Raw genomic sequence first — 15318 nt, 5'->3', positions numbered from 1 at the left:
ATGAGCAACACCGACTTCGCGCTCGCCGTGGAAGACCTCACCGTCTCCTTCGATGGCTTCAAGGCCATCGACGACCTGACGCTGTACATCGACCGCAACGAGCTGCGCGTGATCATCGGCCCCAACGGCGCCGGCAAGACCACGCTGCTCGACCTGATCTGCGGCAAGACCCGCGCCAGCGCCGGCAGCATCAAGTTCAGGAACACCGAGCTCACCAGAATGGCGGAGCACAAGCGAGTGCGCCTGGGCATCGGACGCAAGTTCCAGACGCCGTCGATCTACGAGAACCTTTCCGTCTTCCAGAACCTGGAGGTGTCGTTTCCCAAAGGGCGTTCGGTGTTCGGCGCGCTCGCCTTCAAGTGCGACGACGAGGTCAAGGCCAGGGTGCAGGCGGTCGCCGAAGAGATAGGCCTTGCCGACAGGCTCGACACCGAGGCCGGCCTGCTGAGCCACGGCCAGAAGCAGTGGCTGGAGATCGGCATGCTGCTGATGCAGGAGCCCGAGCTGCTGATGCTCGACGAGCCCATCGCCGGCATGAGTGCACGCGAACGCGAGCTCACCGCCGAGCTGCTCAAGCGCATCTGCCAGAACCGCGCCGTGATCGTCATCGAGCACGACATGGCCTTCGTGAAGCAGATCGCGCACAAGGTCACGGTGATGCACCAGGGAAAGATCCTCGCCGAAGGGCCGATGGAGAAGGTGCAGGCCGATCCGAAGGTCATCGACGTCTACCTGGGGCACTGACATGAGCAACATCAACCTCAAGGTCGAGGACCTTCACGTCGCCTACGGCCAGAGCGAGGCCCTGCACGGCATCTCGTTCGACGGCCATGCCAACGAGACCGTCGCCATCATGGGCCGCAACGGCATGGGCAAGACCACGCTGTTCAAGAGCCTCATGGGCGTGCTGCCGCTCAAGAGCGGGCGCATCGAGGTGGCGGGGCAGGACGTCTCGCGCGACGAGAGCTTCCGCCGCGTGGCCAAGGGCATCGCCTACGTGCCCCAGGGCCGCATGATCTTTCCGACGCTGACGGTGGAGGAGAACATCCAGACCGGCCTGGAGAACTCGAAGACGCGGCGCATTCCAGAGGAGATATACGCGCTGTTCCCGGTGCTGTGGGACATGAAGAACCGCAAGGGCGGCAACCTCTCCGGCGGACAGCAGCAGCAGCTGGCGATTGCGCGCGCGCTCGTCACCGACCCCAAGGTGCTCCTGCTCGACGAGCCCACCGAAGGCATCCAGCCTTCGATCATCAAGGACATCGCCAAGGCACTCAACGAGATCCGCAAGCTGCGCGGCATCACCATCGTCGTGTCCGAGCAGGTGCTGAGCTTCGCGATGGACGTGGCCGACCGGCTCTTCGTGATCGAGGGCGGACGCCTCGTGCACGAGACGGCGCGCGACAAGACCGACGTGGAGCGCATCAAGGCCTATCTCTCTGTCTGATTCTTCCGTTCAACACAACCCAACCAGGAGCCACTGCATATGACGGACACGCTGATCAAGGTCGACCTGACCAAGCCGCCCACCGAGAACGAGATGATCCACAACCGCTGGCATCCGGATATCCCGATGGCCTGCTGGGTCAACCCGGGGGACGACTTCATCCTGGAGACCTTCGACTGGACCGGCGGCTTCATCAAGAACAACGACAGCGCCGACGACGTGCGCGACATCGACCTGAGCACCGTGCACTACCTCTCGGGCCCAGTAGGCGTGAAAGGCGCCGAGCCCGGCGACCTGCTGGTGGTCGACCTGCTGGACATCGGCGCCAAGCAGGACAGCCTCTGGGGCTTCAACGGCTTCTTCTCCAAGAAGAACGGCGGCGGCTTCCTCACCGACCATTTCCCCGAAGCGCAGAAATCGATCTGGGACTTCAAGGGCATGTTCACCAGCTCGCGCCACGTGCCGGGCGTGAACTTCGCGGGCCTCATCCACCCCGGCCTCATCGGCTGCCTGCCCGACAAGCCCATGCTCGACATGTGGAACGAGCGCGAGAAGGCGCTCATCGCCACCGACCCGGACCGCGTTCCCGGCCTGGCCAACCCGCCTTTCGCCGGCACCGCCCACATGGGCAAGATGACCGGCGAGGCGAGGGCGAAGGCCGCCGCGGAAGGCGCGCGCACCGTGCCGCCGCGCGAGCACGGCGGCAACTGCGACATCAAGGACCTGTCGCGCGGCTCCAAGGTGTTCTTCCCGGTGTACGTCGATGGGGCGGGCCTGAGCGTGGGCGACCTGCACTTCAGCCAGGGCGACGGCGAGATCACCTTCTGCGGCGCCATCGAGATGGCCGGCTGGGTGCACATGAAGGTCAGCCTCATCAAGGGTGGCATGGCCAAGTACGGCATCAAGAACCCGATCTTCAAGCCCAGCCCCATCACGCCGCAATACAACGACTACCTGATCTTCGAAGGCATCTCGGTCGACGAGAGCGGCAAGCAGCACTACCTCGACGTGAACGTGGCCTACCGCCAGGCCTGCCTGAACGCGATCGAGTACCTGAAGAAGTTCGGCTACTCGGGCGCTCAGGCCTACTCGATCCTCGGCACGGCACCGGTGCAGGGGCACATCAGCGGCGTGGTGGACGTGCCCAATTCGTGCGCCACGCTGTGGCTGCCCACGGGCATCTTCGACTTCGACATCAACCCGAGCGCCGCCGGCCCGGTGAAGATGATCGACGGCAGCGTGAGCATGCCGCTGTCGCCCGACCTGCGTTGAAGAAAGAGAAAGGCGCGCGTCCATGCCCACCTACGACTACGCCTGCGGGCATTGCGGCGGCTTCGAGGCGCTGCGGCCTTCGGGCCTGCGCGACGAGCCGGCCGCGTGTCCCGACTGCGGCAGCGCTTCGCCGCGCGTGCTGTCGGCCGCGCCGCGTCTCGCGCTGATGGCCTCGGGCACGCGCCGCGCCATCGAGACCAACGAGCGCGCGCGGCACGAGCCCGTGAGCTCTCGCGACTATGCGCGGCTTCGCCATCCGGCGGGCTGCGGGTGCTGCGGATCGGGCAAGCGAGGGGCGACGGTGACCGCGCCCAACGGCGCGAAGGCGGCGCCGTCGAGGCGCCCCTGGATGATCAGCCACTGAAGAACAGTGCCGCGAGCCAGGCAGCAGGAAGGAAAAAGGGGGAAGGGGAGGGATGAACCCCCTATTGACCAGTTTCTTTTCAAGAGGCTGCATTGTTTCAATCCTGTGAACGCCGCGGTTCATTTTGCGAGCGTTTTTTGATGCCGATCAGGATCAAACTTCTCCTCACCAACCAACCGTTTGCCCTGAAGGAGATTGAAATGAATGCCTCGAAGATCCTCGCCGCTGCCGCCCTCTCGCTCCTGGCTGCTGCCGGCGCCCAAGCAGAAACCTATGACGGCGTGCACGTCGTGAACTCCTCGGTGAGCCGCGCCGAAGTCGCTCCGCAAGCCGTTGCCGCCGCTCGCGTCGGCAACGAATACAGCGAAGCCTCCTCCGCTGGCGCCCAGGCCTTCACGTCGACCGCCAACCGCGCCACTGTCCAGGCCGAAGCCGTCGCCAAGGCGCACGACCCGCTCGCCAGCCTCGACCGCCGCGCCTTCTACCGCGACGAAGTGCCGGCTGCGTACAAGAAGCCCAGCGTGTCGTTCACGCGCCAGGCTGGCCTGTAATCAGGTGACACCGGCAGCTGCTGCGGCGGTTGCCTGAAAAAGGACGAAGCGGGCCGAAAGGCCCGCTTTTTTCATGGGCGGCCGATTCACCTTGTTGCCCAAGCGCTTTGAAAATATACGCATTGAGTATATATTTGCGGCCATGAACATGCCGCAACAGGTGCTCCTCCGCGACGCGATGCGTCAACTCAACATGACGCGCGACGCCTTCGCGGAGCGCATCGGCAGCCGAAGAAGGGCGCTCGACGCCTGGCTGCTGCCCGATGAATCCAATGAATTCAGGGCCATGCCCGAGGTTGCGCGGCGCTTCGTGAGCGAGATCCTCGCTTCCGACGGTCGGCGCGGTGAATATACGCAAAGCGCACATGATGGGGCGCTGCGCAGGTCCATGGCGGTCGAGGGCTCGCACCACCTGCTGTCGGTCAGCCAGTTCAACCGCGACGCCATCGACGAGCTGTTCCAACTGGCCGACGTGATGCAGCCCATCGCGCGCCGCCGCAAGGTGAGCCGCGTGCTCGAAGGGGCGGTGCTGGCCAATCTGTTCTTCGAGGCCAGCACCCGCACGCGCGTGAGCTTCGGTGCCGCGTTCTGCCGGCTGGGGGGCTCGGTGTGCGACACCACGGGCTTCACCTTCTCCTCGATGGCCAAGGGCGAGTCGATCTACGACACCAGCCGCGTGATCAGCGGCTACGTCGACGCCATCGTGGTGCGGCACCCTGAGCAGGGCTCGGTGACGGAGTTCGCGCGCGCCACCAACGTGCCCGTCATCAACGGCGGCGACGGCCCGGGCGAACATCCGAGCCAGGCGCTGCTCGATCTCTACACCATCCAGCGCGAGTTCTCGCGTCTGGGCAAGCTGGTCGACGGCGCGCACATCGCGATGGTCGGCGACCTGAAATACGGGCGCACCGTGCACTCGCTCATCAAGCTGCTGGCGCTGTACAAGGGCCTGAAGTTCACGCTGATCTCGCCGCCTTCGCTGGCCATGCCGCAGGAGATCGTCGATGCGGTGAGCCGCAACGGCCACGTGGTCGAGACGGCCGCCACGCCGGCCCAGGGGCTGGCCGGCGCCGACATCATCTACGCCACGCGCATCCAGAAGGAGCGCTTCGCGCACGACGAAGTGCTGGAAGGCTTCGACAACGCCTTCGAGATCAACCGCGCGCTCATCGAATCGGCCTGCAAGCCCGAGGTGGTCGTGATGCACCCGCTGCCGCGCGACAGCCGCCCCGGCTCCCACGACCTCAGCGTCGACCTGAACAACGATCCGCGCCTGGCCATCTTCCGCCAGACGGACAACGGCATCCCGGTGCGCATGGCCATCTTCGCCACGCTGCTGGGCGTGGACAAGCTGGTGAGCCGCTCGATGCGCGACGCCGCCTGGACACCGCCTTCGCACATCGGGCCGGACGACAGCATCTTCCACGGGCTCGACTGAGGCCCGCGGCTGTCGGGTGCGTCAGGCGTGTCAGGTGTGGGAGAGGATGTTGACCAGCTTGCCGAACGGATCGCGCACGTAGAAGCGCCGCACGCCCCAGGGCTCGTCGGCCGGGCCGTATTCGATGTCGAAGCCCGAGGCCTTCATGCGCTCGAAGGCTTCGTCCACGTCATCGACCTCGACGGACAGATCGGGCACCGCGGTGCCCGAGCCGCCTTCGGATGCGAAGCTCAGCTGCACCGTCATGCCGGCCTGCGAGCCGTAGGTCTGGATCCAGCCGTGGTCCATGAGCAGGTCGAGGCCGAGGATGTCCTTGTAGAACACGGCGGCGCGTGCGGGATCGGGGGTGGCGAAGTTGGCGACCAGGCGTTTGACTTTCATGAGACCGTTGTTTTCCTGATGGTGAAGGTTCGGGCCCGGCCGTTGCACTCGGCGTGCAGCAGGTTGCCCTCGACGCGGATACCTGTCCATTGATCGACGTGACCGTCGGAACCCACGATCTCGAGACGGTGGGGAGACACGACGCGATAGCTGAAGACGGGGGCGGCCACCGGACCGTTCTTCGTGCCGATGGTGGCGACGACGCTGCCGTCCGAGCGGAACCGATAGGTGCCCGCGTCGGTGTCGGAGACGAGATCCAACGCCCGATCGAAGGGAATGGCGGCGATGGCCATGCGGGCCTCTCTTGAATCCTTCAGATGAAATCCAGCCATTCCCTTGCCCTCCGGACGCCGTGGGCGATCGCCTCGTCGATGTCTTCTAAATGCCAGTCTGGCGCTGGACGGCCGGTGGGGGTGACCAGCGACAGGAATCCCGCTCGGGATCTTTTCGAAGTGACGGCAAGCACCGGGAAGGGTGGCGCGCCGGGCTCTCCTTCCTCGCCACGAAACTGTGCAACGTCATGGAACACCTGGAGCAACGAATTGCCCCAGCGATACGTCATGGCGCGAAAGTCCAGGATCACGCAGTCCGCGTCGAATGCCTTGAGGCCCGTCAGTGTGCTTGTGGCAATGTAGCTGGCATGGCCGTTGCCGAGGCTACCCTCCGGATACTCGCCTTCAAAGGAAACGACAAGCACCGTCATCCGGTCTGTTTGCGCCGGATCAGCCAGAAGGAAGCGGCAGCGAAGGCCCTCGGGAACCAGAGGTGTTGCTTCGGTCAGCGTGAATCGTGTCATCTTGAATCGATCCTCATGTCTTGCGTGCAATGCTGACGGGACTGGATCCGGCGCCGTTGCGGAAAGCTCGCCGGTACTTGACGAAACCTTTCTTCTTCGAGCCGGAGAACCCGCATCGTTCGAAGAAGTTGTGCGCTCTGCCGCGCTCGACGGCGCTCAGCAACATGATCTTGGTGCAGTCACGCGCGATGCATTCCTCTTCGATGTGCCGCAGAAACGCAGTCCCCAGGCCTCTGCCACGAGATGCCAAGCTCACGACGATGTTTTCGACGATCGCGAATGGCTGGGTCGCGTACATCACGTCGGCGCAGAAGATCAGGAGCGCCGTCGTGTGCAGCACACCCTTGTCCTCCATCACGAGCAGCGAGGTTCTTGGGTCATCTTCAAGTTCTGCGATGCGCTCCGGCAACACGCACACGTTCGCGCTGTCTACAAGCTCGCCATAGAGGTTCTCGATGCCCTTGGCATCCCCGGGCCTGGCGCGGCGAATGGCGATCGGCGAGGCTTCGGCGTACGTTGTGTCCACAGATGATTTCCGAGAGCGAAGCGGTCGAATATAGAGCTTGGCTGCGCCGCACATGCTCACGCGTGCCTAAGCGAACCCTCACCCCAACCTAAGCAGCCCCTCAGCGGCCGATAAGTACCGCGCCCTAGAGTGAATCCGTCGTCATCACTCAACTCAAGGAGACAGCCATGAGAGTTCGAACCATTGCCCTGTGCATCGCCGCTGCGCCCGCGCTGGTGCTGGCATCGCTCGCGCATGCGGGCGGGCGTGCCGATCCGGACTACCCGCAGCTCTCGCATTCCACGCAGTCGCGCGATGCGGTGGCCGACGAGGCCGCGCGCGCGAACAACGGCGTCCATGCGACCGAGGTTGCCGAGTCGCAGCCGGCACCGAGCGTGTCCGGCGCCGATCGCGCCCAGGTGCAGGCCGAGGCGATTCGCGCGAACAACGGCATCCACCCGACCGAGGTGATGGAGTCGCAGGTGGCGCCGCCCGTGGCGTCGGCGAACCCGTCGGGTTCGCCGGTCGAGCACGCGATGGGCGAGTAGGACGAGGTGGGGCCGGGCCTCAGTCCCGCGTGAGCACGAAGCGCTTGCGGATGCCGCTCGCGGCCGAAGGCGCCACCCACAGGTCGAATTCGCCAGGCTCCACGATGGGCTTCATGTCGCGGCCGATGAACGATAGGTCGTCGGCCGTGAGCGTGAACTCGACGATCTCCGACGCACCCGGCGCGATGCTCAGCTTGCGGAACCCCTTGAGCTCGCGCACCGGCCGCGTGACGCTCGCGGCGCGTTCGCCGATGTAGAGCTGCACCACTTCCTCGGCCTCCCGGGTGCCGGTGTTGGTGACGGTGGCGCGCACGCGCAGCGTGCCCGACAGCGGCATGCGCTCGCTGCTCAGTTCCACGTTGTCGTAGCGCACGGGTGCATAGCCGAGGCCGAAGCCGAAGGGGTACAGCGCCTCGTTCGTCGCATCGACATAGCGGGTCTTGAAGGCCATGTCGGGTACGTTCTCGGGCGAGGGGCGGCCGGTGCGCTTGTGGCCGTAGTAGTAGGGCACCTGACCGGCCGTCTGCGGAAAGCTCACGGGCAGCCGGCCCGAGGGATTGAAGTCGCCGAACACCACGTCGGCGATCGCGTTGCCGGTCTGCACGCCGAGGAACCAGGTCACTAGGATGGCGCGCGCATTGCGCACCGCGCCCTTGAGCGCCATCGCGCGGCCGTTGCTCAGCAGCACGACCACCGGCTTGCCGGTGGCGGCCACTGCCTCGGCCAGGTCCTGCTGCGCCTGCGGCAGGCCGATGTCGCTGCGCGAGCGTGCCTCGCCCGACATCTTCTGGCTTTCGCCGATGGCCAGCAGCACCACGTCGGCATCGCGCGCGGCGGCCACCGCCGCTTCGATGCCGCCGGGCAGCGCCGATTCGATGCCAGAGCCGCGCACCACGTTCACCGACGAATTGGGCCCCAGCGCCGTGCGCAGGCCCTGGTCGATGCCCACCGGCGCCGACTGTCCGGGGAACAGGCTCCAGGCGCCCATCAGGTCGATGGTGCCCTCGGCGAAGGGGCCGATCAGCGCGATCTTCGTGCCGGCCTTGGGCAGCGGCAGCAGCATGCGCTCGTTCTTCAGCATCACGATGGAGCGGCGTGCGCTCTCGCGGGCCAGCGAGATGAATTCGGGGTTCTCGGGGCGCTGTGCGGCGGGCAGGCCGTCGAGGCCGCGCATGGGGTCGTCGAACAGGCCCAGCTTCTGCTTGACGCGCAGCACGCGGCGCACGGCCTCGTCGAGCCGCGACATCGGCACTTCGCCCGAGGCGACGAGATCGGGCAGGTAGCGCATGTACAGGCCGCTCTGCATGCTCACGTCGGTGCCCGCCATGAAGGCCTGCTTGGCTGCCTCGCGCGGGTTGGCCGCGTAGCCGTGCTCCACGAGTTCCTCGTCGGCCGTGTAGTCGGAGACCACGAAGCCGCGGAACTTCCATTCGTCGCGCAGCACGCCTGTCAGCAGCGCGGGATTGGCGGTGGAGGGCACGCCGCCGATCTCGTTGAAGGCGCTCATCACCGACAGCGCGCCCGCGTCCAGTGCCGCGCGGAACGGAGGCAGGTACACCTCGCGCAGCGTGCGCTCGGAGATGTCGCTCGCGTTGTAGTCCAGCCCGCCCTCGGCCGCCCCGTAGGCCGCGAAGTGCTTGGGCGTGGCCAGCATCGAGTCGGGCCGGGAGAGATCCGGGCCCTGGAAGCCGCGGACTCGCGCGGCCGCGAACTGCTTCGCGAGGAAGACGTCCTCGCCCACGCCTTCGAGGCCGCGGCCCCAGCGCGCGTCGCGTGCGATGTCCACCATTGGCGCGAAGGTCCAGCGGAAGCCGTCGGCCGTGGCTTCCACTGCCGCGGCGCGTGCGGTGCGCTCCGCCAGCGCGGGCTCCCAGCTCGAGGCTTCGGCCAGCGGCATAGGGAACATCGTGCGAAAGCCATGGATCACGTCGGCGCCGAAGATCAGCGGAATGCCCAGGCGCGATTCCCTGGTCGCGATCTGCTGCAGCCTGCGCTTGCCTTCGAGGCCCGCGTTGTTGAAAAGGCCCGTGAGACGGCCGGCGCGAACGTCGGCTGTCTCCTGCTGGGCGTTGCGCCAGCCGGCCTGCGGATTGTTGGGCGTGTCGATGTCGGCGGGCCCGTACAGGCTGAGCTGGCCGGCTTTCTCCTGCACCGTCATGCGGGAGATCAGGGCTTCTATGCGGGCGTCGGCGTCCTGCTGTTGCCGGGACGCAGCCGTCGACGCATCGGGGGCGGCCGATGCGGACGGCAGGAGGAGCGCGAAGGAGAGGAGGGCGCAGGCGGGGGCGAGAGAGCGCGCCGGAAGGCGCGGGAGTCGGACGTGCATGGGCTCCTATTCTGCAGATATCGGGAGTCGTCCCAGGACGGTGGGTTTTGGCGCTGGTTGTTGCCTGATGTGACGCTGGCGGCCATCAGGCATTGATCGGGCGCCAGAGCCGGTTCGCGGCCTGCTGTGAGGCGAGCCGTGCGATTTGTGCCGATGGGAGGTTGGCAAGCGGCAGCGCGAGCGCGGATGCCAAGGCCTGCAGAGCCTGGCGGCGGGTGGGTGCTTGTGTCTTTGTCATCAGGGGTCGATTCACTTGATTGCTATCGCACTGGCAGGGGCGCCGGGCACAGCCACTCGGAACTTGAGGCCTTCGAGCAGCTTGTCCCATAGGGCGATGGCTTCCTCGTCGTTGAGCGATGAGGCCGCAGCCGCACCCACGCGGTCTGATGCCACCTTGGTGAACATCGCCGCTTGCAGCAAGGCCGGACGTGCGACGTTGCCGGTTTCACCGATGAACATCCACTCGAAGTCGTGCGATCCATCGGCTTCGCGAACCAGCGACTCTTCGCCGTCCCAGCCGTGGACTTTCTTCTTTCCCTCGCGCAGCGTCGTCAGCCTGGGATAGCTGCTGCCGGCGTCCCGCTTGCGGTCGTTGATGAGCTTGAGCAGGCCGTAGCCATTGCTGCCCTTCGTGCTCTGGCTCTGGTTGCTCTGGACGCTGAACACGACGTCCGGCAGGGCCGCCATGTGCAGGCCGGCCTGGGACAGAGCCGGGCCTCGAGTGCCGTCGACACGGGTGAAGCCGTATTCATGGCAAAGGCCTTCGTCCGTGGGGACCTCGTCGCGCTCGCGTGCGCGCAGGTTGCTGGCGAGTTCGACAGCATCTCGAAGGATTGAATCTGCGGTCGCGCCATTGTCCGTGCCACGGCCGCTCATGAAGATGTGTGGTCCGACGACGTAGTAGATGCGGAAGCCTTCCAGATCAACCTCTCTAGCGGACGCGCTTTTGAACGATCGGATCAGCCAGGTACCCGGTGCGGGGCCTTTCCCGAAGTAGGTGATCTTGGCTGTCTTGTTGTTGGAAAGAATCCTCGCCCGCTCCGCCTCCATCACCTTCTCTATATCGTTCGCCTGATCGGGGAGCGTCGGAAAGTCGCGCCCGAACGCCAGTCTCGAATCGACCGGTGCGGTTAGCACATAGCGCCCGAAGCAAAGCAGCTTGGTGTGCTCGAACAGTTTCTCGATGCGTCGGCTCATGCAGAAAGTCCTCGTCTTCAGGGTTGGTTGGTGAGTTCAGTTCTTTTCGGACCACCATTGGGTGTCGAAGTCGGCCGCGATGCGCACGATGCCGTAGAGCGTGGCCGCGCTGGCGTTGGCGTCGCTGTAACTGCCCTGGTGGTCGTATCCGGCCTGCACGAACTTGGCTTTCGCGCGCACTTTCGCTGCACTGCGCTCCACGGGCACCGTGCCGTCGCTGGGTGTCATCGGCCGCTGGAGCTTGAGCTTGAGAACTTCGCCCCGGTCGCCTCTGACCCGCAAGGTGCCCTGGCCGTCGTCACCTTGGTCTCCGGGCAGCAATGTCCAGGCCAGCGGATCTCCGGCGATGGCGGGGTCACCATCTACGACGCGCCACACCAGGTCGTTCCAAGCGGGTTGGCTCGGATCACTGCCGTAGTGTGCGTACGTGCGCTGATGGAAGGTGTCCTGGATCGTGTTGGCAAAGCGCATGGCCTCCTTGATGCGCTCTGTCGTTGCCTTCGGACCGATCTGCTCTTCGGTCTTTCCGCCTTTATCAGGAGGCAACTGTCCCTGCCCCGCCGGATCAATCCAATCCGGATTGATCAACCTCCACCACTTGTCCCGATCGAGCGTGTAGATCTCGCTCGTTGCGTCACTACTGGGCCATTTCGCCAGGAACTTGCCGTTGTCGTCCTGCACCTGCAGCCACTGCGTGCCGTAGGCGGCTGCCGGCAGCAGTTCCAGGCCGCCTTGCGCATTGGCCAGCACGGCCGTCACTTCCTCGCCGTTGTCGCCCAGGACGCCCTGCGTGATGCCACCTATCAACCGGGACTTCAGATGCCACCAGGGCTTGTTGCTGCCCTCGAAGCCCGCGCGCATGCGCTTGTATGCGGCGGCCGCGCCGGTGGTGGGCATCACCCCGTGCACCACGCCCAGAATGCGATGCCTGATGCCGCCGTAGTCCGCGTGCATCATCGCCCGCGCCAGGATGCCGCCCATGCTGTGCGTGACGATGATGACGCCGGGGCAGTCGAAGCCGTTGTGGTTGTAGGTGTCGATCAGCAGCTCGATCTTCTTCGCGAGCTGTTTTCCTTCCTCGCCGTTGCTCCTGAGCCAGTTGTAGCCGAAGGCGTGCACCGGATACCAGCAGTTGCCGATCCTGCGGATATCGTCCTCGCTCAGCGGCTGCGCGTCGTGAACGCCGAAGCTCGAAGGTGACCGTCCGATGAGCGCTTCGGGATTGCTCTTGTCGACCCATGCCGGCGACACGACGAGCTTGTTTTCCTCGCGGCGCAGCATGTCGTTGAGCTGGCGTTCCATCGACTGCAGGATGCTGCCGTAGGCGTCGAACATCACTTCGCTCCAGCCGCGTGCACGGGCCTTCTGGGCAGCGGTGAAGCATTGCCGATTGCTCGCCAGCGGGTGCGTCGGATCGGCCTTGGGATCGGTGATGAGCAGCTTGCTGATGTCGCCAAGGTCATCGGGCACGTTGTCGTGGCGCTTGTCGGAGCTGATGGTCGTATCGCCCGTGGCATCGAAGCGGCGGCGCTTCTTGCCCTCGATCTTCTCGTCGGTGACGTTGTAGCGGTCGACCTCCACCTCGTCGGGGTCCAGCCGCATCTGGCGGGCCGCGGCGCTTGCGTTGCGCCGCGAGAACGCATCGCCTTTCTTGTCGGGCCACCATGCGAGGTTGTCGCTTCGTTTGAGCAGCTCCTGCCGCTCGCGGGACAGGCGGAGGTTGCTGCCCATGATGCCGGGCAGGAACACGATCGGGATCAGCTTGCCCGGGGGCACGCGCACGCGGACCTTTCTCCTGTCGTCGAGCGGCGTCGTCACGGCGGTGACCTCCGCGAAGCCGTCCAGGCCCAGGCTGAAGTCCAGCCAGATGTCCTCTTCTTCTCCCTGCACTGCCATCAGGAGGCCCTCCCGAGCCATGCGACCTTGTACGACTCAGGGCCGTCCGAGCGCTGCTGCCGCGTGGTGCCGTCGTTGCTGGTGATGTCGCCAACGGGTGCTTCCTGCGCAAGTGTCCTGCCCGAAGGGGCGGGCGTTGCCGCGCCTTCGCTGTCACGCATCAGCTCGAACAGCTGCCTTGCCGCAGGCGTGTCCTCCTCGTCGATGTGATGAAAAAGCACCTCCTGGTCGAACCGCGTCTGCACATCCCGGTTCATCTTGTCAGGCGTGCGGCTGTCGGGCCCGATGAAGCTGTGCTTCGCCGCGTGCGCCCGCCATGCTCCGCGCGTGCCATGCACGATCCCCGAGGCGTTCCAGCAGGTGTAGCTCGCCCCGCCGTTGATGACGACTTCTTCCGCCGCAGTGATCGTGATCCGGTTGGCCTCCTGGCGGATGTTCATCTTCGCGAGCACGCTGATGCTGTTCTTCAGCGCCACGATGTCGATGTCGGCGTTGCCCGCCACCAGCTTCATGCCGGCCTTGTAGGCGAACATGCGCACGGCGTTCTTTGCCGAGACCAGAAAGCTCTTCGCAGTGGCCACGCTGGTGTGCCCGCCGCTGGTCAGTGCGTTGTGTCCCGCGCTCGCGAAGTGGCTGGAGCCCTGCGCCGTGGCCTGGATGCCGCAGGGGCTCGCGAGCGTGAGGTGCGGCTGGCTGAACTCGTGGAATTCGCTCTGCGCGGCGTGGTTGCCCTTGCCCTGGATCGCGTCGTTCTGCAGCTTGAGTTCAGCGGCGACCTCGTTCTGGTCACCGCTTTCGTGCGCCTTGGCTTCCAGCGCGAGCTGCGACATGCCTTCGTGCACCTCGCGTGCCTGCGTGAGCCGCGCAACGGTCTCGCCCATGTCGGTGATATGCGCCCGTGCGTTCGGCCGCGGTTCGGTGCTCACGAGCAGGCCGCTGGCGGCGCGCAGTGCCCCGTGCCCATCGGTGCGCAGCTCGAAGCCCTGGCCGCGGTCGTCCTTGCGGCCCGTGGTGTCCTCGATGCGGCCTATGTATCCGAGGCTGAGGCTGCTGCAATGGTGGTCGCTCTTGAGCTGGGCCTGCACCTTGCCCGGGCTGTCGTCGAGTGCCAGGTGGTTTCCGCGCAGGCTGGCTCCGAATTCGCGGCTTCGGATGCCTGTCAGGTGCGTCTGGGCGGGCAGCTTCCACGCCGGCATCTCGTCGGCGTTGTGGAAGCGCCCGACGACGATGGGATGGTCGGGGTTGCCGTTGAGGAAATCGACGACCACTTCCTGGCCGATGCGTGGCAGCGCGGCTGTGCCGAACCGGGCCCCGGCCCACCCGTGAGACACGCGCAGCCAGCAGGAGGAGTTCTCGTCTCTGCCGCCCAGGCGGTCCCACTGGAACTGCACCTTGACACGGCCGTACTGGTCGGTCCAGATCTCCTCGCTGGCGGGGCCGACTACCACAGCAGTCTGCGGACCGCCGGTGCGAGGCCTGCGCGTCGTGCGCGGAGGTCGCCAGGCGAAGCTGGTGGGTTGCGCATCGAAGGCGAAGCGCTGAATGGAGCCGCCCGACGTGGCGGCCGTGCCTTCGGTGGCGCGCAGGTTCTCCTGCAGGTGATAGGCCACGCCCAGCACGAGGTACTGGCGGTTCTGGTCGTCGCGAGGATGGCCGGCCAGCCGCAGCGTGTGGCCTGGTGCCAGCGAACGCAGGTTGGAACGGCCGCTGACAAGACTGCGTGCGCTCAGCTGCTCTTCATTGCGGATGCGCGCGTAAGTGTCGCCGTCGCCGTTCAGCAGATAGTGGCCGGGCCATTCGAACACCTCATGGTCGTCGTGATCGTGGCCCGGCGGCATCTGGCGCTGGCTCCGCAGGTCGGCCTTGGGCCTCTCGAAGTCGTAGTCGTCGGTGCAGTGGTGGCCGGAGCGCAGGTCTTCGGCCATCTCCCATGCGTAGATGCGTTCGGCCGGTTCTTCGCCGCCGGTCATGCCGGACTGCTCGTGCGGGTGGTAGCGCACTGTCTCGCCGCCGGGCAGCGGGCCGTGCGAAATGGCGATGTCGTCCGCGAACACCAGCACGTGCTGCGAGGTCTCGTGGCGGAACCAGTAATGGATGCCCTCGTGCTCGCACAGACGCGAGACGAAGTCGAAGTCGCTCTCGCCGTACTGCACGCAGTAGTTCCACACCCGGTAGCTGCGCGTGAGCTTCTGCTCGAAGGGATGCCCGTAGCGGCCGAGTACTTCGGCGACGATCTCGGGAACGCTGCGGTCCTGGAAGATCCTGTAGTCGTGGCGCCTGGTCGCGAGCCACAGCCAGGGGCGCAGCCTCATCGCGTAGAAGCTCTGCCGCGCATCCTCCCGAGCGAGGCCGAAGCGGGTGACGATGCCGGCGAGATGGCGCGTACCGCCGTGCTCGGTCTGCAGCGACACCGTTGCCGTCTTGCCCAGGAGCGCCTTGGGCTCGATGGCGTTGCTGCGGCCGAGCAGGTCGACATCGAAGGCGTAGGCCTGGCTCAGCGCCTCACGGCCGACCAGCCGATGGAATTGCAGCGCCTCGCCGACGGGCGTGGCAATGGTGACGCGACGGCCAGCCAGGATGGGCTTGGTCACGGGATC

General features: G+C 65.9%; 16 protein-coding genes. 7 read left to right on the top strand and 9 right to left on the bottom strand.

Annotation, left to right across the window (positions count from 1 at the left end):
- From urtD to FHY06_RS05720, 6 genes are all read left to right on the top strand, one after another.
- Positions 1-744 carry an urea ABC transporter ATP-binding protein UrtD gene (urtD, locus tag FHY06_RS05745; protein ID WP_019652151.1) on the top strand — a complete coding sequence of 248 codons (744 nt, stop codon included), beginning with the start codon at positions 1-3 and terminating at the stop codon, positions 742-744.
- A gap of 1 nt (position 745) precedes the next feature.
- Positions 746-1447 carry an urea ABC transporter ATP-binding subunit UrtE gene (gene urtE, locus FHY06_RS05740; protein ID WP_019652152.1) on the top strand — a complete coding sequence of 234 codons (702 nt, stop codon included), beginning with the start codon at positions 746-748 and terminating at the stop codon, positions 1445-1447.
- Positions 1448-1486: 39 nt separating this feature from the next.
- Positions 1487-2719 (top strand): formamidase, encoded by a 1233-nt coding sequence (gene fmdA, locus FHY06_RS05735; RefSeq protein ID WP_126182110.1) that lies wholly within the window; start codon positions 1487-1489, stop codon positions 2717-2719.
- Between the two features lie 22 nt (positions 2720-2741).
- On the top strand, positions 2742-3083 hold the full coding sequence (locus tag FHY06_RS05730; protein WP_132751317.1) for a zinc ribbon domain-containing protein: 342 nt from the start codon (positions 2742-2744) through the stop codon (positions 3081-3083).
- A 200-nt stretch (positions 3084-3283) separates the two neighbouring features.
- Positions 3284-3634 carry a hypothetical protein gene (locus tag FHY06_RS05725; protein ID WP_020722905.1) on the top strand — a complete coding sequence of 117 codons (351 nt, stop codon included), beginning with the start codon at positions 3284-3286 and terminating at the stop codon, positions 3632-3634.
- Positions 3635-3776: 142 nt separating this feature from the next.
- Complete coding sequence (locus FHY06_RS05720; protein ID WP_019652156.1) at positions 3777-5072, top strand: aspartate carbamoyltransferase; 1296 nt, start codon at positions 3777-3779, stop codon at positions 5070-5072.
- 30 nt (positions 5073-5102) lie between these two features.
- Here the strand turns inward: FHY06_RS05720 and FHY06_RS05715 are convergent, their stop codons facing one another.
- The 4 genes from FHY06_RS05715 to FHY06_RS05700 are packed head-to-tail and all read right to left on the bottom strand — an operon-like array spanning position 5103 to position 6775.
- The gene (locus FHY06_RS05715) at positions 5103-5453 is read right to left on the bottom strand and encodes a VOC family protein (protein WP_184603784.1); all 351 of its coding nucleotides are present in this window, start codon (positions 5451-5453) and stop codon (positions 5103-5105) included.
- Positions 5450-5746 carry a hypothetical protein gene (locus FHY06_RS05710; protein ID WP_184603782.1) on the bottom strand — a complete coding sequence of 99 codons (297 nt, stop codon included), beginning with the start codon at positions 5744-5746 and terminating at the stop codon, positions 5450-5452. The genes FHY06_RS05715 and FHY06_RS05710 overlap by 4 nt, the downstream gene beginning before the upstream one ends.
- A gap of 20 nt (positions 5747-5766) precedes the next feature.
- Complete coding sequence (locus FHY06_RS05705; RefSeq protein WP_184603780.1) at positions 5767-6249, bottom strand: hypothetical protein; 483 nt, start codon at positions 6247-6249, stop codon at positions 5767-5769.
- Between the two features lie 13 nt (positions 6250-6262).
- Complete coding sequence (locus tag FHY06_RS05700; RefSeq protein ID WP_221404098.1) at positions 6263-6775, bottom strand: GNAT family N-acetyltransferase; 513 nt, start codon at positions 6773-6775, stop codon at positions 6263-6265.
- A gap of 167 nt (positions 6776-6942) precedes the next feature.
- Here FHY06_RS05700 and FHY06_RS05695 point away from each other — a divergent pair, with 167 nt between their 5' ends.
- Positions 6943-7302 carry a hypothetical protein gene (locus FHY06_RS05695; protein WP_019652158.1) on the top strand — a complete coding sequence of 120 codons (360 nt, stop codon included), beginning with the start codon at positions 6943-6945 and terminating at the stop codon, positions 7300-7302.
- A gap of 19 nt (positions 7303-7321) precedes the next feature.
- Here the strand turns inward: FHY06_RS05695 and FHY06_RS05690 are convergent, their stop codons facing one another.
- The 5 genes from FHY06_RS05690 to FHY06_RS05675 form a co-directional block, all read right to left on the bottom strand.
- Positions 7322-9628, bottom strand: a complete 2307-nt coding sequence (locus FHY06_RS05690) for a glycoside hydrolase family 3 N-terminal domain-containing protein (RefSeq protein WP_184603776.1) — start codon at positions 9626-9628, stop codon at positions 7322-7324.
- Positions 9629-9713: 85 nt separating this feature from the next.
- Positions 9714-9866, bottom strand: coding sequence for a hypothetical protein (locus tag FHY06_RS34730; protein WP_221404097.1), 153 nt, complete (start codon positions 9864-9866; stop codon positions 9714-9716).
- Between the two features lie 11 nt (positions 9867-9877).
- Positions 9878-10825: a T6SS immunity protein Tli4 family protein gene (locus tag FHY06_RS05685; RefSeq protein WP_184603774.1), complete on the bottom strand. Its 948-nt coding sequence runs from the start codon at positions 10823-10825 to the stop codon at positions 9878-9880.
- A 36-nt stretch (positions 10826-10861) separates the two neighbouring features.
- Positions 10862-12721, bottom strand: a complete 1860-nt coding sequence (locus FHY06_RS05680) for a Tle4 family T6SS lipase effector (protein ID WP_184603773.1) — start codon at positions 12719-12721, stop codon at positions 10862-10864.
- Positions 12721-15312 (bottom strand): type VI secretion system Vgr family protein, encoded by a 2592-nt coding sequence (locus FHY06_RS05675; RefSeq protein WP_184603772.1) that lies wholly within the window; start codon positions 15310-15312, stop codon positions 12721-12723. The genes FHY06_RS05680 and FHY06_RS05675 overlap by 1 nt, the downstream gene beginning before the upstream one ends.
- Positions 15313-15318 lie beyond the last annotated feature (6 nt).

Origin of the sequence: Variovorax atrisoli (assembly GCF_014195185.1) — a bacterium.
GTDB classification, from domain to species: domain Bacteria; phylum Pseudomonadota; class Gammaproteobacteria; order Burkholderiales; family Burkholderiaceae_C; genus Variovorax; species Variovorax atrisoli.
The sequence above is the reverse complement of the archived record's forward strand: the minus strand, read 5'-3'. Positions and strand labels throughout refer to the sequence as shown.